This window comes from Vibrio sp. R11-SG3-ISO9 (assembly GCF_059834255.1).
On the sequence record NZ_JCBDGU010000057.1, the window covers coordinates 156011 to 175698 of the forward strand.

The 19688-nt window shown below is 43.8% G+C and carries 19 protein-coding genes and 1 pseudogene; 5 read left to right on the plus strand and 15 right to left on the minus strand.

Features of this window, described 5'->3' with window-relative positions:
• Window positions 1-31: 31 nt before the first annotated feature.
• Both AC6R05_RS23910 and AC6R05_RS23915 read right to left on the minus strand, forming a co-directional pair.
• The gene (locus AC6R05_RS23910; protein ID WP_500648918.1) at window positions 32-1051 is read right to left on the minus strand and encodes an aldo/keto reductase; all 1020 of its coding nucleotides are present in this window, start codon (window positions 1049-1051) and stop codon (window positions 32-34) included.
• 205 nt (window positions 1052-1256) lie between these two features.
• On the minus strand, window positions 1257-2141 hold the full coding sequence (locus tag AC6R05_RS23915; RefSeq protein ID WP_500648919.1) for a LysR family transcriptional regulator: 885 nt from the start codon (window positions 2139-2141) through the stop codon (window positions 1257-1259).
• Window positions 2142-2357: 216 nt separating this feature from the next.
• On the opposite strand from AC6R05_RS23915, the gene AC6R05_RS23920 reads away from it, so the two are divergent.
• Together AC6R05_RS23920 and AC6R05_RS23925 are read left to right on the plus strand one after the other, a co-directional pair.
• A complete protein-coding gene (locus AC6R05_RS23920) occupies window positions 2358-3863 on the plus strand; it encodes an aldehyde dehydrogenase family protein (protein WP_500648920.1) in 1506 nt (501 codons plus the stop codon).
• 43 nt (window positions 3864-3906) lie between these two features.
• The gene (locus tag AC6R05_RS23925; RefSeq protein ID WP_500648921.1) at window positions 3907-5247 is read left to right on the plus strand and encodes a lyase family protein; all 1341 of its coding nucleotides are present in this window, start codon (window positions 3907-3909) and stop codon (window positions 5245-5247) included.
• A 474-nt stretch (window positions 5248-5721) separates the two neighbouring features.
• On the opposite strand, the gene AC6R05_RS23930 is transcribed toward AC6R05_RS23925, so the two are convergent.
• Complete coding sequence (locus AC6R05_RS23930; RefSeq protein WP_500648922.1) at window positions 5722-6819, minus strand: NADH:flavin oxidoreductase/NADH oxidase; 1098 nt, start codon at window positions 6817-6819, stop codon at window positions 5722-5724.
• Window positions 6820-6861: 42 nt separating this feature from the next.
• Window positions 6862-7608 carry an SDR family oxidoreductase gene (locus AC6R05_RS23935; RefSeq protein ID WP_500648923.1) on the minus strand — a complete coding sequence of 249 codons (747 nt, stop codon included), beginning with the start codon at window positions 7606-7608 and terminating at the stop codon, window positions 6862-6864.
• Window positions 7609-7725: 117 nt separating this feature from the next.
• Between AC6R05_RS23935 and AC6R05_RS23940 the strand changes: the two genes are divergently transcribed.
• A complete protein-coding gene (locus AC6R05_RS23940) occupies window positions 7726-8610 on the plus strand; it encodes a LysR family transcriptional regulator (protein ID WP_500648924.1) in 885 nt (294 codons plus the stop codon).
• Between the two features lie 67 nt (window positions 8611-8677).
• Here AC6R05_RS23940 and AC6R05_RS23945 read toward each other — a convergent pair whose 3' ends face one another.
• Window positions 8678-9223: a TetR/AcrR family transcriptional regulator gene (locus AC6R05_RS23945; protein WP_500648925.1), complete on the minus strand. Its 546-nt coding sequence runs from the start codon at window positions 9221-9223 to the stop codon at window positions 8678-8680.
• A 307-nt stretch (window positions 9224-9530) separates the two neighbouring features.
• Here AC6R05_RS23945 and AC6R05_RS23950 point away from each other — a divergent pair, with 307 nt between their 5' ends.
• Entirely contained in the window at window positions 9531-10478 is a 948-nt protein-coding gene (locus AC6R05_RS23950) for an NAD(P)-dependent alcohol dehydrogenase (protein ID WP_500648926.1), read from the plus strand.
• 237 nt (window positions 10479-10715) lie between these two features.
• Here the strand turns inward: AC6R05_RS23950 and AC6R05_RS23955 are convergent.
• The 10 genes and pseudogenes from AC6R05_RS23955 to AC6R05_RS24000 form a co-directional block, all read right to left on the minus strand.
• Window positions 10716-10855 (minus strand): annotated as a pseudogene (locus AC6R05_RS23955) (amino acid ABC transporter ATP-binding protein); the annotation flags it as partial.
• An 84-nt stretch (window positions 10856-10939) separates the two neighbouring features.
• On the minus strand, window positions 10940-11401 hold the full coding sequence (locus tag AC6R05_RS23960) for a tetratricopeptide repeat protein (RefSeq protein WP_500648927.1): 462 nt from the start codon (window positions 11399-11401) through the stop codon (window positions 10940-10942).
• Window positions 11402-11758: 357 nt separating this feature from the next.
• Window positions 11759-12157 carry a MaoC family dehydratase gene (locus AC6R05_RS23965; protein WP_500648928.1) on the minus strand — a complete coding sequence of 133 codons (399 nt, stop codon included), beginning with the start codon at window positions 12155-12157 and terminating at the stop codon, window positions 11759-11761.
• Complete coding sequence (phaC, locus tag AC6R05_RS23970; protein WP_500648929.1) at window positions 12157-13914, minus strand: class I poly(R)-hydroxyalkanoic acid synthase; 1758 nt, start codon at window positions 13912-13914, stop codon at window positions 12157-12159. Before phaC ends, AC6R05_RS23965 begins: the two co-directional genes overlap by 1 nt.
• Window positions 13915-13994: 80 nt before the next feature.
• On the minus strand, window positions 13995-14345 hold the full coding sequence (locus AC6R05_RS23975; protein ID WP_004738385.1) for a phasin family protein: 351 nt from the start codon (window positions 14343-14345) through the stop codon (window positions 13995-13997).
• A gap of 425 nt (window positions 14346-14770) precedes the next feature.
• The gene (folM, locus tag AC6R05_RS23980) at window positions 14771-15487 is read right to left on the minus strand and encodes a dihydromonapterin reductase (RefSeq protein WP_500648930.1); all 717 of its coding nucleotides are present in this window, start codon (window positions 15485-15487) and stop codon (window positions 14771-14773) included.
• Window positions 15484-16122: a GTP cyclohydrolase I FolE gene (gene folE, locus AC6R05_RS23985; RefSeq protein WP_500648931.1), complete on the minus strand. Its 639-nt coding sequence runs from the start codon at window positions 16120-16122 to the stop codon at window positions 15484-15486. The genes folM and folE overlap by 4 nt, the downstream gene beginning before the upstream one ends.
• Window positions 16123-16133: 11 nt before the next feature.
• On the minus strand, window positions 16134-16511 hold the full coding sequence (gene folX / locus AC6R05_RS23990; protein ID WP_500648932.1) for a dihydroneopterin triphosphate 2'-epimerase: 378 nt from the start codon (window positions 16509-16511) through the stop codon (window positions 16134-16136).
• 103 nt (window positions 16512-16614) lie between these two features.
• Window positions 16615-17121: a 2-amino-4-hydroxy-6-hydroxymethyldihydropteridine diphosphokinase gene (gene folK, locus AC6R05_RS23995; RefSeq protein WP_500648933.1), complete on the minus strand. Its 507-nt coding sequence runs from the start codon at window positions 17119-17121 to the stop codon at window positions 16615-16617.
• A 402-nt stretch (window positions 17122-17523) separates the two neighbouring features.
• A complete protein-coding gene (locus tag AC6R05_RS24000; protein ID WP_500648934.1) occupies window positions 17524-18177 on the minus strand; it encodes a GntR family transcriptional regulator in 654 nt (217 codons plus the stop codon).
• 146 nt (window positions 18178-18323) lie between these two features.
• On the opposite strand from AC6R05_RS24000, the gene AC6R05_RS24005 reads away from it, so the two are divergent.
• Window positions 18324-19679: an FAD-dependent oxidoreductase gene (locus AC6R05_RS24005; protein ID WP_500648935.1), complete on the plus strand. Its 1356-nt coding sequence runs from the start codon at window positions 18324-18326 to the stop codon at window positions 19677-19679.
• The last annotated feature ends 9 nt before the right edge of the window (window positions 19680-19688 follow it).

Sequence of the window (19688 nt, forward strand, 5' to 3'; positions counted from 1 at the left end):
CCATTCAAATACAGCTAAAATTATATGCAATTTATTTAGCGTAAATACCTTTGGGAAGACGAGCCTCACGAGGGATACGGTTCCCTGCAGTATAATCATTAATTATATCGCAAGGCGTATAATTGCGTTCTAACTCAAATATATCCTCTTGATCTAGATTCATCTCCAAAGCAGCTAAGGCGCTATTGAATTGTTCAGGTGTATCAGCACCAACCAGCATCGATGAAACGTATTGTTTTGATAGCACCCAAGCTTGCGCTACCTGAGCTGGGGCTACGTTGTGCCTCTGGGCAACACGGGCAACAGAAGTAGAAATATCAAATGAAGCCTTGTCGTTATACATTTCGGCAGTAAAGAAATCAGTTTTGTTTCGGTTAGACTGCATATCATTGGTGAGGATACCTCTAGCAAGAGGACTAAATACCGACACTCCAATACCTTGGTCTTGGCAATATGGAATCATCTCTCTCTCTTCTTCTCGGTAGGCGCAATTATATTGCAATTGCATGTTGATTGGTTTTACCCAACCGTTTTGATCACATACCTGAATGATTTTGGCGAGCTGCCATGTATACATGGTTGAAACACCAATATAGCGAGCCTTACCTGATCGAACGATATCATTCAGAGCGCACATCGTTTCTTCGATAGGGGTGTTTACATCAAAGAAATGAAGCATGTAAATATCTACATAGTCCATCTTCATGCGCTTTAGCGACGCATCAATTGAGTTCATTATATGCTGGCGAGAGTGGCCTTGTGCGTTGATGTCATCATTCATTTGGTAGCCAACTTTAGTTGTGACAATCAGCTTGTCACGTTGTCCAATGCGATTGAGTACATTACAAACGACTTCCTCACCTGCTCCATATGAGTAAAAGTCTGCTAGGTCAATAAAGTTAACGCCATGGTCGATAGCATGACGAATGATTGGTTCGCTCTCTTTCTCATCAAAGATCCAAGGCTTCCATTCCTTAGAGCCCATGTTCATAGTTCCAAGGCACAAACGAGACACCTTGAGGCCAGAGTTACCCAGTTGTACGTATTCCATATTCACTCCTCGCATTATGTAAACAAAATGTTTAATTTTTGTTTGTTGACCTGAGTATTTAGATTCAAAAGCCAACAAAACACGAGTGAATATAAGTTAGGTATACATGAGTTTAGTTCTTAAAACCTTAATGTAAAATTAAAAAAACATAAGAAACAACACTTTAAAATTGTCTGGAGAAATATAGTTGTTTGAAAAGTTGAAGCTAAGACACGCTAAGGCACTCGTCTTTCAACCAAGATACAAATGCCTCAACTTTACTCGTACCGACTTTGGGAGTAGGGACATGAATGAAATACCCATATCGACTGCGACATTGCAGAGGGTGGAATTGGATCAGCTCCTGTTTTTTAAGTGAGTGATAAACCATATTTAGATCGACTACCGCGAATCCACCTCCAGCGATAGCTGTATTTATCACCTGTTCTTGAGTGCTCATCGAAATCCCTTTTCGGTGTCCTTCTGTCAATTGGATATTGGCTGAGTCAAGCCAGTCTTTCCATGCCGGGAGGTTATGACCATGGTGGCGAATATGGAGCATCTTATGTGTATGGGCTTCAATATTCATGCTCTCTGTTACTAGGTCTTGATTACAGACTGCTACGTATTTTTCTTTAAACAACAAGTTGTCTTTTGCATAGAACTCACCAACCTCATCAAAAAGGATCTCAATATCATACAGAGTACTTTGCTCTCGTTTGCTGTAGATCTGTAAGTCATATTGTGGAAATGCTTTAGCAAAGTTAACGAGGTGAACACTCAACCAACGGCTGGTAAATGTCGGAGGGGCAAGGATAACTAACCTCTGTTGAAGATTAGGGTTACGTATGACCTCTAATCCTTTCTCTACCTCTGAAAGAGAACGAGAAATCGTGTCGAGAACTTGTTCGCCAATCGGAGTTAACTCAAGGAGACCTCGAGTAGATGTGCGTTTGAAAAGCGGTACACCCAAATATTCCTCAAGTTGTTTTATCTGTTTGCTAACCGCCCCCTGCGTAACATTTAAGATGTTTGCCGCGGCGGTGAAACTCAAGTGGGTGCCTGCAACTTCAAATACTCGGACTGCATTCAGCGAGGGTAGTTGTCTCATTATCTTGCTCCTTGTCACAAATACAGCGACGTAGAACGTAAACACGGTCACTGCGTTTCATTTAAATTTCAGAAATAGCACGCTTGTGTAGATTTTTTTGAATTCTAACGATTAAAACTCATATGTTAATTACTTTTATTCAGTTGTTGTAAAAATGTGATATCTGTAAATTTTCAAGGACTGACCACAATAACAAATGCGCAGTTTGGAGAAAATATGGATACTCAATACAACTCAGCGATCTCTTCAGCTAAAGAGTGGCTAAGCAAAGACAAAAAACAATTTATTGGCGGCCAATGGGTTCTTGGCAACTCAGAGAACAATTGGATGGTTACCAACCCTAGTAATAGAGATGTGTTGTGTAATATCCCTTTAGCTGATGAGCAGTTGGTTGAAGAAGCGGCGGCTGTTGCCTCACAAGCTCATCAATCAGGTGTATGGAGTAAAGTAAGTAGGACTGAGCGAGCTCAAGTTCTTCGCGATATTGCTCAAGTTATTCGTGACCATACTGCAGTTTTGGCGGTGCTAGAGACGCTACCAAATGGCAAACTCTTATCAGAGTCATTAGCAGACGATATTCCAACTTGTGCTGACATCTTTGAGTACTATGCAGGTTGGACTGATAAGTTTTATGGCGAAACGTCACCTGTCGATCCTGAATACCTTAACTTCACGAATAAAGAACCAGTTGGGGTATGTGCACTTATCGCACCTTGGAACTTCCCGCTTTATCAGGCTGCGTTGAAAATCGCTCCGGCTTTAGCTATGGGGAATACGGTCATTCTTAAACCATCCGAGTTTACACCTTTGACGTCTCTATACTTGATAGAAAAGATTATTGAAAGCGTTGATATTCCAGACGGCGTTTTAAACCTAGTTATTGCTGATGGCGCAGCTTCAAATCAGCTTACAGTCAGCAATAACGTCCAAAAAGTCTCCTTTACCGGAAGTACACCTATTGGTCGCAAAATCATTGAAAATAGCGGCCAATCAAACATGAAATCAGTCACGCTTGAGCTTGGCGGTAAGTCTCCTTGTATTTTCTTCGAGGACACCGAAAACCTAGACGCTGCGATCGACCGTGCTTTTACTGTGATGTTCTCTCACAAAGGTGAAAAATGCTCCGAACCAACGCGATTTTTAATCCAAGAAGGGATTTACGATTACGTTCTTGAGAAGCTGATTGCCAAAGCTGAAGCGGTAAAATGCGGAGACCCACTAGACCCTGAAAGTGAACAAGGGCCTCAATGTAATGAAGCTCAGTTCAATAAAATCATGTCTTACATTGAGATCGGTAAAACAGAAGCAAAACTGGTAGCTGGTGGTGAGCGAGATACATCAAATGGTAATGAACAAGGCTACTTTGTTCGACCAACGATTTTCTCAGAAGTGCCTGAAAATGCACGAATTGCACGAGAAGAGATCTTTGGTCCGGTGCTTTCTTGCATCAAATTCAAAACCGAAGAAGATGCAATTAGAATAGCCAACAATACTGAATATGGGCTTGCGGCAGGTATATACACGTCTAATGTAACTCGTGCGCACCGAATGGTTGATAAGATTGATGCTGGTATGGTGTTTGTGAACAAATATGGTTGCTATGGACTTGCCAGCCCATTCGGCGGCTTTAAACAAAGTGGCTGGGGTAAAGAAATGGCCATTCATTCGCTATCTTCTTACACCAAAACGAAGAGTATTTGGGTCTACTACGGCGAAAGCTAATCAAATATGTTGGGCGGTTCTATCCGCCCAATTAAGGAAAGTCATGCAATACAGAATCGAAGTCGATAATATTGGTGAAGTGAGAATCCCGGTGTTACTCCCTTATGGTGCTCAAACACAGCGAGCTCTAAATCTGTACCCCGTAGACAATCAAAAAACACTTGGCGACTACGCGTCACTTATCAACGCTGTTTTACGTATCAAATTAGCTTCTGCTCGTGTAAACAGGGAAATCGGAGAAATGGATCCAGTACTTTCATTGAATATTGAAAACACCTGTCAGTCCATATTAGAAAACTACCAAAGGGAGTTATTCCCCGTTCACGCTTTTCATGGTGGTGGTGGGATTTCCGTTAATATGAATGTCAATGAGGTCGTCGCTAACATTGTCAATCATAGCTATTATGCCCAGCCCTACGGCTCTTATTCTCCTGCTCATCCGAATGATGCCATTAACATGAATCATTCAACGAGCGACTGCTTGCAAACAGCAAGTCACTTGGCTGCTATTGAAGCCCTTGATCGCTTAGATACAACCACTGAGCGCTTGATATACGCACTTGAGTATTTAATGGCGAATCACAGCGACAGTTCTAAACTCGCCAGAACCTGTATGCAGGATGCAGTCACGATTGAGTTTAAACAGTTTTGGGGTGGTTACTTAGCATCACTACGCACCTATCAAATGCACCTTAAAGCGTGTCGCAATGACCTTCAGGCTGTTAATTTAAGCGGTAATATTATTGGGCGAAGTGGGGACTGCTCAACGGCTTATGCCGAGCGTTGTATCGCAGTACTTTCAGACGTTACCAGTATAGAGCTTCGCAAGAGCGATAACTTATTTCAATCCAGCCAATCATTTGATGCTCAAATTCATTGTGTGAGTCAGGTAGAGAACTTAGCGGGCTTTATTATCAAGATAGCGAAAGACCTGCGTTTAATGTCTTCCGGTCCCGAGGGCGGTTTATCAGAAATTACGCTTCCAGCGGTACAGGCTGGTTCAAGTGCTATGCCAGGAAAAGTAAATCCTACGATTCCCGAGTTTGCCATTCAGTCTGCTATGCAGGCTCAAGGACATTGCTATTCGTCTAAACAAGCACACATCCATGGAGAGTTAGATTATAACCCGTGGGGAATGCTACTGATTACCAATCTACTCGATGCCATAGATCACCTAGAAAAGGGAATCTCGGTACTCACTGAAAAGTGTATTTTCGGAATAGAAGTTAACTCAGAGACACAATCGCGCAATGAGTCTGCCTTGGTGCCACTCGTCGTGCGGGTCAAGTCAAAAATTGGATATAAAGCGACTTTAGACTGTGTTAAAGAGGCTAAAAGCTCAACTGAATTGAAAGAGATGTTACAAGAGGCACTCAAGCAGTAACCTCTACTTATTAATTGCAAATAATGCTGCAACCGGAGTGGTAAATTGGAGTACCTTGTCTATTAAGGCGTGCTCAAATCTTTTGATGTGGCTCCATCTGCGAGTGTCAGTTCGATAGACATTACTCAGACTAGAATGAATAGCCCAAATACCTATGTTCAAACAATCACGCAAAAATTCTATAACTTACAATAGGGCAAAGGTGTGTTTGCCGTGATCGGCTTCAGCACACCTCTGGACAAAAGCTCGTTAGAGTTTCTACTTAATTGCTGATGAGCTACCAGCATGGTTACCACGTAAATTCATTGCAACTAAATTCATTTTCAGCTTGTCAGCATATGTAAACGAATTAAATAATTACCCTCAGCGTAATTATTTATAAATCGAAAATTATAAGTTAGATCAGAAAATAAACTTAATTGAAGGTATGTTCCTAGATAGATTAACGACTCAGTATGTTGAGCAGTTAAATAATTAAGGTAAAACAAGCGTGCCTTTCGAGCCATGTGGTTCAGAACGCAAATACTGAGGAGGGGCCTGAACCTGAGCGCCGAGCGCAACGGCAGCTTGCCACGGCCAGTGCGGGTTAAAAAGTACTGTGCGGCCTAATGCAACCAAATCTGCATCCCCTTGTTTAACTACTTCTTCAGCCTGCTGTGGTTCGGTGATTAGACCTACGCCAATTACCGGGATCGTAACTTGTTGACGAATGGCACTAGCGAACGGAAGCTGATAACCTGGTTTTACGTCGATGGATTGCAACGGCGAAAGCCCACCGCTGGAAACATGCAGATAGTCACAACCTAGCTGTTCCAGTTGCTGACCGAACACAATCGACTGCTCAAGATCCCAGCCGCCATCAATCCAGTCAGTTGCCGAAAGCCGAACTCCAACCGGAATTGAAGAAGGTATGGCTTCGCGCACAGCTTCAAATACTTCAAGTGGGAAGCGTAAGCGATTCTCCAGCGAACCACCATATTGGTCCTGCCTCTGGTTACTTAATGGAGAAAGAAATTGGTGGAGTAGATACCCGTGTGCCGCATGAATTTCTATTAGTTCAATCCCTGTACGTACTGCACGAAGTGCGCTTTCAACAAACGCTTGTTTGATACGCACAATACCCGCTAAGTCGAGTGACTCTGGCGTTTCGTCTTGCTCAGTAAAGCCCAACGCGGAAGGAGCAACAGTTTGCCAGCCACCTTCACTCAACTGCAATTTATGCCCTCCCTCCCAAGGCAAATGAGAAGAGCCCTTCCGCCCAGCATGACATAGTTGAATCCCTATACGAATGGGGGACCAGGCGCGAACATCAGACAAAACGCTTTGTAATGCGGCTTCTGTCATGTCATCCCACAGTCCTAAATCTCCCGCTGAAATACGGCCAATTGGTTCAACAGCTGTCGCCTCCATAATCAGCAATCCTGCGCCAGAAGTTGCCAGTGAACCATAGTGTATGCGGTGCCAAGCACTAGCCTGTCCAGATTCGGCAGAGTATTGACACATTGGTGCGATAACTATGCGGTTTGTAAGATTGAGTTCTCCGATTTTTTCGGCACTAAATAATTGACTCATTTTAACCTCTCAATATTGTTTTACGCACTCCAGCTATGTGGCTCAGGCTCCTTGCGTAGGCTGTAGTACAATTCGGTCTATCATCACGCCAGGTGGTTGTTCCAGTGAAAAACAAATAGCGCGTGCGACATCGTCCGGTGTTAGTCCGGTCGGATAGCTATCAATAAAAGCGTCCGCCGCAGCTTGATCACCCTTGTAGCGGCTTAATTGGAATCCAGTCAGCACTACCCCGGGGTCGATCTGTGTTACGCGGATAGCGGTGTTAGCCATGTCCATACGTAGGGATTGGGTAAAGCCATCTACGGCAAATTTACTGGCGCAGTAGACTGCTGATTTCGGATAAGGCGTGAAAGAGCTGATCGACCCTATATTAACGATATGACCCCGGTTTCGATTGAGCATCCCTGGTATAACATGTGATGTCATGCGGATCAGGCCAGTGACGTTGGTGTTGATTACATCATCACTTGCCGTACGGTCGAGATCCTGAAATTCCTGCCAGCCGCCAGCATCATGGCCGGCATTGTTTACTAGAATATTAATCTCACGCCACTCGGCGGGTAAGTCAGCTAATGCGGCAGCGACAGCGTCTTCGTTACGAACGTCGAGTTCGATCATCAGTCCAGACTCACCTAGCTCATCAGCCAGCTCTTTTAGTCGCTCAAGGCTGCGTCCAGTGCCAATCACACGTAGTCCACGAGCAACCAAGTGTCGGGCAGTAGCAGCGCCGATTCCGCTGCTAGCGCCTGTGACCAATGCAACGTTGCCTGACGATAAAATTTCACTCATGGTGCTTTCCTTAACTCTTAGTGTTTTCTTATTAAACGCCTTTATACTAATTATTTTGAATTTAAGTGATAATACGTTTATTCAGGAAAACATTATTGCCAAATAGCAAAGGTGAATATGGAGAGTTTTGAAGGTATTAACGAGTTTGTTACGGTTGCAGAAAGCTTGGGGTTTTCTGCTGCAGCGAAACATTTAGGTTGCAGTACTAGCCACGTCAGTCGCCAAGTCACAAGGTTAGAAAAACGACTAGGCGTTGCGTTATTAGCCCGTTCGACAAGAATGGTGAGCTTAACGGAAGAGGGGGAAGCCTATTACCAACAGTGCAAAGAGTTAGTACTTGGACTTCAACAAGCTAATGAGCAACTCACCACCCAGCAGACGCAATTGCGTGGTGTGCTTCGAGTAAGCGCTGCTGGTGCATTTTCTGAAAACTATGTCGCGCCTGCTTTGATGGAATTTGCCAAGCAACATCCCAACCTCACGGTCGAATTAAACTTCAATACCAGCATGGTGAACTTTATTGAAGATGGCTTCGACTTTGCGATTCGTTACGGACGACTGAGTGATTCAGGACTTGTCGCTAGAAAGCTAGTCGAACGACCAATGATGGCAGCTGTAAGCCAGAGTTACATTGATGAGCATGGTTTACCGACTCACCCTGAACAATTGAGGCATCACAATTGTATTATCTCCAATAAAGATGTTTGGCTATTTGAAGAAGATGATAAACCCTTAGATGAAGTGAAAGTTCAAGGGCGGTGGAAAAGTAATAATGTCCATACTGTTTTGCAAGCTTGTGAAGAGGGGCTAGGCATAGCGTATCTGCCTAAAAGTAGCTTTAGTGAAGCAATTTTATCTGGTCGTTTAGTTCCCATTCTAGAACCGTACTGGGGCAGTGGTAATAGCAGCTGGATTGTGTATCAGAATCGACATTTCCTACCGTTAAGAGCAAGACTTGCTATCGACTTCTTACTCGACCATTTCTCTGAGTGGCAGGAGTAATTTAGTGATAATAGCAATGACTTAGCAGAGTAGAAGAAACAGCCACATCCATGTGAATACCACCGCCCTAATCATTAACGGGTTGAGTCAACAGAGTGTGAAGCGTTTCTGAGAGTAGTTCAGCCATCTGTTCTTTATCAAGAGGCAAGGCTTTGTGCTGAATAGAGTAACCCTCAACATAAGGCAGGAGCAGTGATGCTGCTTTTTCTGCATTTGCTCTGTCATAGTCACTCCAAAAGATACAAGCTCTATCCACTGAAGATACGTAAAATTGATTGAGTTTATCCTCAAGTTCTGAGTTTCGAGTAGCCACAGCCCAAAGCTCTCTAAAAACAAGGCACGCATCACTAATGTGCTCAGATTGCCCTAAAATGAACAGGACAAACTCATAAAGCACTTGTTTCGGCTCGTCTACTCGATTGCTGGGTGAGAACTGTGCAATATCTTCATAGCATTGCGCAAAGTAAAAATCCGCTAAGTTATTCAACAATGTCTCTTTATTCTTGAAGTGATGCTGGACATTGTTAAGACTCTTACCTGCCATTGAAGCCACTTTTCTCATCGTCACCCCTTCTACACCAGAGACTTTCAAGATAGCTAAAGTGGCTTCCATAATCTGGTTTCTCGTTGCAATACTACGGTTGTTCAATCGTATATCCCCATATAGCTAGATCTTTGTCGCAAACTCAAATTATACCAACTTGCACTTTTGGGTCAATCGACCCACAAACTCATTGACAGGTTAATTCATAATCTTTAGCATGATGGGAATTGGGTCAACTGACCCAATTGGTGCGCAATAAGACAGATTAGACATGGTGCTTCCAGTAATAGTGTTGACCACTTGAGTGTGGCAGAACCTTGGTAAGGGAATCTATGTCATTCGTTAAGCTATATTCAAATAACCATCGGAGCGAAGAATGATGAAAGGAATTACAACAAGCAATAAAAAGACTTCCCTTAATACCAACATTGATATCCCGACTCCTAAAGAAAACGAAGTTTTAGTCAAAGTACAATTTGCCTCGGTTAATCCCACCGATATTGACTTTATAAACGGAAAATATGACTTATACCTGAAGTTATTAGGTGGCTTCCATGAGGTAAGAACGGGGTTGGAGTTTTCTGGCGTTGTTGAAAAAGGGGCTGGAAATTTTAAAGAAGGCGATAAGGTTTTTGGATATGTTGATTTGCTGAAAGGCATGAAAACCCATCAAGAATATATCTGCATCAATACCGATTATATTGCCTTAATGCCAGAAAATCTGAATTTTGAACAAGCGGCAGCTTTACCTTTAGGCGCACTAACTACCTTAACCGCGTTAACTGAGGTGAGTGATGTGCAATCTGGCACAAAGCTTTTAATTAATGGTGCTTCAGGAGGACTAGGAGTTTATGCAGTTCAGATTGCAAAGATCTTAGGCGCTCATACCACTGCCATTGCGGGGCCAGGTCAGAAAGATTTTCTCTTACAACTGGGCGCTGATGAAGTTTATAACTATAAAGAAACAGACATTAATGAATTACAAACCAAATTTGATGTATTTCTAGATCTGTCTAATAAAAAGCAATTTAAAGAAGTTAAACCCGTTCTTGCAGATAACGGCCAATTTATACCACTTGAACCCGATAAACAGATCTTAGGCTTTGTGACAAATCTTTTCAGTTCAAAAAAAATGAAGTACCTGATGGTTAGTAAAGGTGATCATCAAAAATTGACTAAAATTGCAAAATGGGTTGAACAATCAGAGCTGCAAGTATACGTCGATAGTGTTTACGACCTCTCTGATTACGAAGCAGCTTTTAAACGTTTAAGTAATCAAGGGAAGCAAGGCCGAGTCGTTTTAAAAGTCGCACAGGACGCTTAAGTGATTTAAGCTCAAGTAGGTCGATAACAAGCGATTAGGTAATGTTCTGAAATTTGACGAGCAACAAAAACGTAATCGAGGCCAAAGCTCTCCTAGGAAAACAGCCCCCAAACGAGCCATTAAAGAGGCTGACTCATCAGCCTTATTTCCGTTGTTCTAACAAACTTTGGGGCACTTTCAACGCAGAAAGTGCTCCAGCTAAGAACTATCCGATGAGTGTTCTGGTTTAGTCGTTTATTAAGCGTCTAGGTTCAAAAACTGCCTTACACGCGTTGAGTCTGGGTGAGTAAAGAATTTTTCGGGGGCGTTTTTTCTATCAATATTCCCTTTTCTAAGAAGACGAATTGGTTTGATACTTGGCGCGCGAATTCCATTCTGTACGCCATGAGCAGTACTTCAAGCTAGGGCTAGTACTTGAGTTAGCATGGCTGGGTTTCGATTCATCACGTTCTATCTAAATCTTAAGCGTATAAAGAAATGGCACGCTGATACTCTTTAATGGCGTAACTGTTTGTGGTTGATACTAAAAGCTCAAGCAGTAATGATGTTGCTTCTTTATGGCGACCCAAGCTGTAAAGACACATCGCATAGAAAGGCTGAACTTCAACAGAATTGGGGTACTCGCTTAACGTTTGCTCGAAGTAGGTTAGTGCCTGCGAGTACATACCTAGACTGCGATAAGTACTTGCTAGCCCAAACAAAGCATCAAACCTTTCTACCGACGATAATGACCCTGAAAGAGAAGATAGATAATGCTCGACCGCTTCTTGCTCTTTGCCCTCATTGTCGTATGACCACGCAATCTGCAAGTGAGCTTTAGCAGCAAAAGTTTCATCGTTTAATAGTGTTTTAAGTAATGCTCTCGACTCTTGGTACTTAGACTCTTTCCGTAGTTCGATGGCTTGTTTGATGATACTTTCCATAGTCTTCCCTTTAGGCATAATCTGAAAGCACTTAAACAGAAAGTTTCTATACGCAAATATAGGGCTCTTCTGTCTAGCTCTTTGTTATTGAAATATTACTAGAAATATATATTTGCAAATAGTGGTATCTCATGATGATTTAGTTAGGAACATAGAATCAGAAAGGCGTGAGAGTCTTGGTAGAGGAAAACTCTTAAAGACTGTGGCATGAGTTCGAATGTTAAATAGGAACAGGGCACTGTCGATATTTGGAAATGAGTTTGTCTGACTTGACATAAGCCATCCAGCAGCACCCATTGATTGTTTCTTCAACCAACTAGATGCGCTGAATGTAGAGCTTAACTCTTCGTTTGAGGGTTAAACGCAGTACATCACCGTTGCTTCACCGTCGACTGCGATTTCACCGTTTGCGTTCAATACCTGAGTCGATATCACTGCGATGGGTTTGTCGTCGCGTACGCTAGTCACTTCCACTTTGGCTGTGACGGTTTCGCCTACAAAGATAGGGCGAACAAACTTCAAGGATTGCCCTAAATAGATGCTGCCAGCTCCGGGTACTTTTGAGGCCAATAGGCCAGAGATAAGGCTAGATGCCAGCATGCCATGTACGATTGGGCGCTCAAATTGAGTGGTTTTAGCGAAATCTTCATCTAAATGGATTGGGTTGTGGTCCTCTGAGACACTCGCAAACGCTTCGACGGTTTGTTTATCTAGGGTCTTTTCTATGGTGGCAGTCTGGCCGATTTCTGGCTTCATTATGCGGACTCCTTTTCCATTTTTGCTTCTTGTACGATGACATCTTGAATGCGTTGTTTCACGTATTCACCTGGCGCGTCGAGTTCACCATCAAGTTCACGAGCTTCAATCATTTCAGAGAAGTTACGCTCATCAACCCAAGTTTGCCAATGCGCCCACCATGAGCCTTGATGTTTGTCAGCACTTGCAAGCCATTGAGAAGGAGCTTGGTCGTTGTTGTCGTTGGTCCAGAAGCCATATTTATTTGAGTCGGCGTGATTCATTGGCCCAGCAATGTGCCCGCTCTCAGTGAGGACAAACTTGTTGTCTCCACCTAATAGTTTAGTGCCTTCAAAATTGCCATCCCACAGGGCGATATGATCATCAATGGCAGATAGGAAGTAGGCGGGTGACTTAACCTTACCCAAATCGATAGTCACGCCATCAATCACCAGTTCGCCTTTGGCGAGTCGATTCTCAAGGTAGCACTGACGTAGTAGCTGGTTATGGGTCGCAGCAGTCACGTTGGTGTTGTCACAGTTCCAGTAGAGTAGGTCAAACGCTATAGGGCTTTCGCCTTTCAAGTAGTTAGAGATGTAGTAGTTCCAATACAGGCTGTTTTCACGGAGCAGACTGAATGACACCGCCATTTGGCGACCGTCCATATAACCGCGTTGGTTGTTTTGTGCTTCAATGCTGCTGATGATTGGATCATTGATGAACACACCTAGTTCACCGGGTTTAGTGAAGTCGAGAATGGTGGTGAGTAGCGTGACTGACTTAATACGTTGCTTGCGGCGTTTTCCTGAAAGATAAGCCATGGCCGCGACTAAGGTTGTGCCACCAATGCAGTAGCCAATGCCATTGACTTCGCGCTCACCAGTGACACTTTCAATTGCGTCAAGCGCGGGTAACACGCCTTGAGTAACGTAGTTGCCGAAGTCGACATCTCGCATTTGTGCGTTCGGGTTTACCCAAGAGATCATAAACACCGTGTGACCTTGGCTGACTAACCATTTCACGTAAGAGGTCTCAGGGTTAACGTCCATGATGTAATACTTGTTCACGAAGGGCGGCACGATCAGTGTCGGGCGTTTATAGACTTGCTTTGTAGTTGGCTTGTATTGAATCAGCTCAAACATCTCATTTTGGAACACGATCTTCCCTGGAGTCGAAGCAATGTTCTCACCTAAGGTGAATTGGTTCTTATCCGTCATGCGAATGTTGAGGATGTCGGCACTTTGCTCCAAGTCTTTACGAAATTGCTTCATTCCTTGGATAAGGTTCTCACCGTTACTGTCCATGGTCAGCTTGAGTATCTCGGGGTTAGTCGCAACAAAGTTGCTTGGCGACATGGCATTGAGGTACTGGCGAGTGAAAAATGAGAGGCGCGTTTTGGTCTCGTCATCCAAACCCTCACTGTTTTCTACTGATTGCTGAATGTTGTCACAGGCGAGTTTGTAGCTCTCTTTGATGTAGCGATAAAGCGGTGTGTCGTTCCAAGAAGGGTCACGGAAACGGCGATCGGTCTCTTTGGTTTGTTCTTGATTGCCAAGAATACAATCGTTGAGCAAATTGACTTGTTGAGTCCACCAATTCATCTGCTGTTCAACCATATTGGTTGGGTTCTGCACCATTGAGTTTGCCCACTTTGTAAAGTCTTCTGATTGGGTTTTCATCAATGTGGATTGTGTTGGCTGACCTAGGTTGTCCATCCATGCTTGCCCATATTGGGACATAAGATCCATCATACCTTCAAAGGGCGATTTATTTTCCATTCTGACATCCTTGTAAGAAGTGATGCTGAGAGATGGCGATGCTTACCGTTGAGCTTCGCCATCAACCGACAAACAATAAATTAAGCACTTTTCGCGGTTTTAACCGCAGAAGCCGTCAGTTCATCAGCGGCAGATTTAAAATCTTGACCAAGTTGGGTCAGCTTTTGGCTATCTTCCATTAGCTGCTGTGAGATTTTGCTCGCGACTTCCATTTGTTTTGAGCCGTAAGCAGGGATGTCTTGCGGTTGCTTTAATGATGCGAGGCTTTGCAAAGATTCATTACCAAGCGCGCTGTATGCTTGTAGGCTATCAAGTTGAATCTTGGTCAGTGTCTCGATGTTTTTAGTCACTAGCTGATTGAAGTTGTAGAACGGGTTAGTTACAGACTCTAGCTGTGAAGTGAAGGCTTTAAAGGTTTCCTGAGTAGACATAGTTTCATTCCTTGTACTAAGCAAATGGGGGAAGTGAATATTCACTTCTAATGCAAGTTATCGTTCGAAATGTTGCGCAACAGTTAACATATTGATCAAGATCAAAGCGAAAGTCATCCTGTTAAATGAGTGGAAAATCGCTCCAAAAATCGATGAATTTAAACATTTGTTTGAATTTTTTGTTTGAACGCTCAAACCCCAAAGAGTTAGGTGGATTCAAGCGAAGTTTAATATGAGTCGCGTTTAATACAGCGCGCGCAATTCAGGAGATGAATTGGTATAAATGTGAAGTTTGTCACGTTATGGGCTTAGTTTAACCAGAGTGGTGAGCGCGAGTTGAACAAGTAGAGTGCGATATATGGGCTCTACCACTAGAGATTTTGAAGCTCTAGCGGGGGGAGTGAATCTAGAAGAAGGCCAACCTTTTACTTCAGGTGTCTGCCACCATCAAGGTGCAAGGTTCTTCCTGTCATGTAGTGACTGGCCAACACATACTTGATGCCATCTACAATTTCTTCAAAGCCGGCCTCTGCAGGGATCAAAGCTTTTTGTAGAGCTTTGGCTTTGTAAGCATCGTCATCATGATCATTGAACTTAATCATAGCCGGAGAGACGGTGTTTACTTTTACCTTCGGAGCAAGCATGGCAGAAAACGAAAGCGTTAGGTTGTTGAGCGCGGCTTTACTTGCGGCGTAAGCGATGTGTTTTTTGCTGCCTTTCTCCGCAACGTAATCACTGATATGGATGATGTCTGAAGTTTTGTCACTAGCCATCAATTGGTCTTTGAGCGTTAAATTGACAAGATAGGGCACGCTCGCGTGTACCGTCATCATCTGGTTCATGATTTGTGAGGCGTTCTCACTCGGGTTGTCTTTGTTTTCTGGTTTCCAGTCGGAGGCATTATGTATGACAGCTCGAAGTATCTTGTACTCCTGACCAACGTAATGAAGAAAATCCTCTAGGTTGCTTTGCTGATAAAAGTCGACCTGTTGTAAGTCAGCCCCACAGTCGCGCAGCTGTTGCAATTGAGGATAGTCGCTTCGGTAAGTCCCGATCACTTTATACCCATCTGACAAAAGTTGCTGCGCCAGCGTGAACCCTAGTCGTTTGCCCACGCCAGTTATTAGAATCGTCTCACTCATCTTAAGAACTCAGCTCTGGCTTGAGGGTTAGCTTTGAAGATACCGCCCAACGCGGTTGTCGTGGTTTCAGAGTTAGCATCCATAACGCCTCTCGATTTCACGCAGTAGTGAGTGGCTTTGATGGTTACGGCAACATTTTCTGTTTCAACCAGAGTTTGTATCGCGACAAGGATTTGTTGAGTTAGACGCTCTTGAACCTGCGGGCGCTGAGCAAAGAAGCGAACAATACGATTGATTTTCGATAGCCCCAGTATTTTAGACTCAGGGATATAGGCGACTTGTGCTAGGCCGTCGATGGTGATGAAGTGATGCTCGCACGTCGAGGTTAAGTCGATGTCGGACACTTTAACCATCTCATCGACGGACATTTTGTTGTCTATGACGCTGATTTTTGGGAAGTTATTGTAGTCGAGCCCTGAAAATATCTCGTGTACGTACATCTTGGCTATGCGGTGTGGCGTTTCAGCGAGACTGTCATCGGTTAAATCCAATCCTAGTGTGCTCACTACTTCCGTTAGCAGCCCTTTGATGCGATTGTACTTTTGATCACTGTTCATTTCGCTCGGTGTCATTGGCGTTTCAAGCCCTTTGGCGAGCAAAGCTTCTCTTACTTTTTCTGCTTCTGTGGTTAACATTGCCTCGCTCCTTATGAATTGTTGTCTTGGTCTGCTTCATAGCTCAGGGTGAGAGAAACGGAATCCGCAAAACGAAGTGCGTGAGGTTTATCAATTCTCACTTGAGCGTATCGAACCCATGAATGGTCGATACAGATTCCGAGCACATCGCTGGTTAATTTTTCTATAAGCAGGAACCGTCCAGACTCGACGTGCTGGATGATCTTCTTACAAATGTTTTTGTAATTTAGCGCATTATCCACATCATCAGAGAGACACAAGTTGTTTGCTGGATAGTGGATTTCTGCGTTGATAACGATGTCTTGTTGCTTGGTTTTCTCTTCTTCGTTGAAGCCGATATAGGTTCTTAGTCGGAGGTTTGTAATAGTGATAATGGCGTTGTGGTTCATAACAGTGTCCAATCCTTAGAAAGTGAAGTCAGTTACGTGCTTGTTTTGAGAAAAGATCAATAAAACTCGGGCGACTCAGTAGTCAGTGTTCTTATCAAAATGTTTACAGGCGATATGTGAAATCGAGCTCAAAAGGGATAGGGACGGTTTTCTGGCTCAATTGGTCGAAGTTATCCCAGAGCTGCTGATAGGAAGTGTCGAGAGTAGGGTGGCGTTTTTGAGCAGCTATATCGACAAGTGGTCGAAGCACAAAAGCGTATTCGGTGATTTCACCTCTAGGCAGTTCTACTCCGTCAATGATGCCTACCAAATCGTCGTAGAGAAGGATGTCGATATCCATTGTTCGTGGTGCATACGCTTTGGTCTCACGCTGGCGACCATTCTCCAATTCGATTTGACGTAGAATGCTTGATAGTTCAGCAACTGGAAGAGCGCATTCAAAGCCGACGACAAGGTTAAGGAAATTGTCCCCTTCAAATCCAACAGGTACACAATCGTAAAACCTAGAAACCCGTAGAGGAGCGAACCGATCCTCTAGTGCTTTAAGAGACGCTGTAACGTGATGTTCTCGGTCAATGTTACTGCCGATGCTTACATAAACGGTGGCCATAGAATTTTCTTCCCTTTTTAGGCAACCAGTTACGTTTTACTTTGCGGTTAAGATCAGGTGTGTTTTTAAGTGTTGGAAAGTGAATCGAATAAAGGGTAGGGATAACCGAACTGTTTTTGGCTACAACTACTGTGGTGACCACCCAGAGCAGATGATTGAATGGTTTGATCGCTATATGAACATTTAAGCAATAAGAGACGTGGGATGTTGATTTTAAGGATATGAAGATTGCTAACCTCGAAATCTCACCGCGACAAAATATTTCCTCCTACAGGCGCTCCATAAACGCCCAACAGCTGACACTAATACATGTTGGGCGAAATGTGACGGTATTTCTGTGAATTTTTCTCTAAGGTTGAAAGGCCCTTAGTAAAATTTGTACCGCTTTGGTGTTTTTAGGCGTTATTTTCTTGCCGTAATACTTCTATACGCCATGTCTGTTAGGTAATCGTTCAAGCGGTGTGATGCAGCGACGGCCTCTTCTGCATCAGTATGGCTTACCGCTCTCAATACAGCAGCATGGTGAGATGAGGCATCTACAAGATCAGAATCTTGATTTTTGTAGGCAAACCAAAAGCGGCGTGATAGGCCTTGAAGAGGAGCCATTGCTAACTGCAGATACTCATTTGCTGCCGCTTTGACTAATAAAATGTGGATTTCTTTCAGTAGCGTCGCATATTTTAGGTCGTCTTGGTTTTTCGCACACTCCTCAAGCTTGTCTGCAAGTATCAACATTTGCTGTTTCTCTTCGACACTAGCTCTCGCAGACGCATATTTTACACACAAGGCTTCGATATCACGGCGAACCTCAAGAATCTTAAGCTGACTTTCGACCGAAATAGGTGGGATTTGGATCCCTCTGCGAGCATGGATCTCTACCATGCGTTCGTATGATAGACGTTGAAGAGCTTCTCTTACTGGCGTCCGACCAAGATCCATTCCTTCGGCAAGCTGCTTTTCACTCACCATACTTCCAGGTTCCAGCTCTCGGAAAATAATCATTCTTTCCAATTGGTTATAAGCCACATCAGTCTTATTTGCGTTGTTTATGGACATTCTACGCGCTATTCCTTTGATCAATTTTTTAGTGAGCGATCTCACGATAACCAGTTTCGCTATTGTACCACAAAAAAAAGGGAATATATTTCAAACACACAACTGATATATCAGATGAACATCAGTTATCTATTAGTGAGGTAAGTATGAAAGATTGGAAAATTGTTCGTCGTTTTGAACAAGTACCGGATCTGCCAATTTTGGCTGAAGTTGATGTACTAGTGATCGGTGGTGGTGCTGCTGGGGTAGCTGCTGCTGAAACAGCTGGCTCTATGGGGAAAGACACCTGGTTAGTTGAAAGATACGGCTTTTGTGGTGGAGCAGCAGTAGCCGGTTTGTCGGGTACCATTTGCGGTATGTTCATGGCTTCAGACGAAGAGAATGCTCAACCTGAACAAGTAGTATTCGGATTCACTGAGCGGTTCCGTCAAGAGTTGAAGAAACGCAATGGAGTCACTGAACCTCAAAAATATGGAAAGACATTTACTGTTACCCATGACCCTTTGATATGGCGTGAAGTCGCCGACGATCTACTTGAAGATGCTGGTGTTACGACTCTTTTCCATACATCAGTCACGGGTGTGATCATGGAAAAAGATGCGTTCAAAGGTGTAGTCATCGAATCCAATGCTGGTCAAAGTATCATCCTTAGCAACATGATCGTTGATGCATCCGGTGATGCTGCGGTAATTGCTCGCGCAGGTATGGACTACTACTTCGGTGATCAAGGTCGTATCCAAAACCCGACGATGTTCTTTCGTATTGCCGATGTCGATATGGAGAAATATTTGGACTACTACGGCGAAGATACGATATGCCCGCCAAAAGTGACCGAAAACATTCTCGCTGCCAACAAGAGCGGTGAATACACCTTACCACGTCATAAAATTTGGATTTTTCCAACCACTCGACCAGGCGAACTTATGGTCAACGCAACGCGCCTCGCCGGACAAGACGGCCGCATGTTGAATGTGATTGACCCTAAAGACTTTACAGAAGCTGAAGTTTTTGGTCGTCGTCAAGTTCGTGATTATGCCCGCTTCCTAAACCACTTTGTTCCCGGCTGTGAAAATGCCTACGTTGTCGATACTGGTGTTGAGGTCGGCATCCGACAAACACGCTCCATCGTTGGTGTCGAGACGCTAACTAATGATGATGTTATCAATTGCAACAAGCGAAAAGATGGTATCTGTCGCACACCTTGGCCAATTGAACTGCACTCAGGCGACAAACCAAAACTGCATTGGTTGATCAATGACTACTACGACGTACCTTACAACACGTTGGTCCCGATCGTTGGTGAAAACATTATCGCCGCGGGACGCTGCTTGAGTGCTGAACATGAGGCTCTCGCATCGGCACGAGTAACGGCGCAATGTTTTGAGTATGGGCACGCAGCAGGAATCGCAGCTGTAAAAGCAATTAACGAGAATAGACGAATCCGCGACCTTACGGGCGAGGAAATCCGCGCAGTCATGATTAAAAATGGCAGCGCTTTATAAGGAGAAAAC

Excerpts from the sequence above, each read along its gene's own strand:
- AC6R05_RS23910 (WP_500648918.1), bottom strand. The coding sequence starts at position 1,051 with ATGGAATACGTACAACTGGGTAACTCTGGCCTCAAGGTGTCTCGTTTG.
- AC6R05_RS23915 (WP_500648919.1), bottom strand. The coding sequence starts at position 2,141 with ATGAGACAACTACCCTCGCTGAATGCAGTCCGAGTATTTGAAGTTGCA.
- AC6R05_RS23920 (WP_500648920.1), top strand. The coding sequence starts at position 2,358 with ATGGATACTCAATACAACTCAGCGATCTCTTCAGCTAAAGAGTGGCTA.
- AC6R05_RS23925 (WP_500648921.1), top strand. The coding sequence starts at position 3,907 with ATGCAATACAGAATCGAAGTCGATAATATTGGTGAAGTGAGAATCCCG.
- AC6R05_RS23930 (WP_500648922.1), bottom strand. The coding sequence starts at position 6,819 with ATGAGTCAATTATTTAGTGCCGAAAAAATCGGAGAACTCAATCTTACA.
- AC6R05_RS23935 (WP_500648923.1), bottom strand. The coding sequence starts at position 7,608 with ATGAGTGAAATTTTATCGTCAGGCAACGTTGCATTGGTCACAGGCGCT.
- AC6R05_RS23940 (WP_500648924.1), top strand. The coding sequence starts at position 7,726 with ATGGAGAGTTTTGAAGGTATTAACGAGTTTGTTACGGTTGCAGAAAGC.
- AC6R05_RS23945 (WP_500648925.1), bottom strand. The coding sequence starts at position 9,223 with ATGGAAGCCACTTTAGCTATCTTGAAAGTCTCTGGTGTAGAAGGGGTG.
- AC6R05_RS23950 (WP_500648926.1), top strand. The coding sequence starts at position 9,531 with ATGATGAAAGGAATTACAACAAGCAATAAAAAGACTTCCCTTAATACC.
- AC6R05_RS23960 (WP_500648927.1), bottom strand. The coding sequence starts at position 11,401 with ATGGAAAGTATCATCAAACAAGCCATCGAACTACGGAAAGAGTCTAAG.
- AC6R05_RS23965 (WP_500648928.1), bottom strand. The coding sequence starts at position 12,157 with ATGAAGCCAGAAATCGGCCAGACTGCCACCATAGAAAAGACCCTAGAT.
- phaC (WP_500648929.1), bottom strand. The coding sequence starts at position 13,914 with ATGGAAAATAAATCGCCCTTTGAAGGTATGATGGATCTTATGTCCCAA.
- AC6R05_RS23975 (WP_004738385.1), bottom strand. The coding sequence starts at position 14,345 with ATGTCTACTCAGGAAACCTTTAAAGCCTTCACTTCACAGCTAGAGTCT.
- folM (WP_500648930.1), bottom strand. The coding sequence starts at position 15,487 with ATGAGTGAGACGATTCTAATAACTGGCGTGGGCAAACGACTAGGGTTC.
- folE (WP_500648931.1), bottom strand. The coding sequence starts at position 16,122 with ATGTTAACCACAGAAGCAGAAAAAGTAAGAGAAGCTTTGCTCGCCAAA.
- folX (WP_500648932.1), bottom strand. The coding sequence starts at position 16,511 with ATGAACCACAACGCCATTATCACTATTACAAACCTCCGACTAAGAACC.
- folK (WP_500648933.1), bottom strand. The coding sequence starts at position 17,121 with ATGGCCACCGTTTATGTAAGCATCGGCAGTAACATTGACCGAGAACAT.
- AC6R05_RS24000 (WP_500648934.1), bottom strand. The coding sequence starts at position 18,177 with ATGTCCATAAACAACGCAAATAAGACTGATGTGGCTTATAACCAATTG.
- AC6R05_RS24005 (WP_500648935.1), top strand. The coding sequence starts at position 18,324 with ATGAAAGATTGGAAAATTGTTCGTCGTTTTGAACAAGTACCGGATCTG.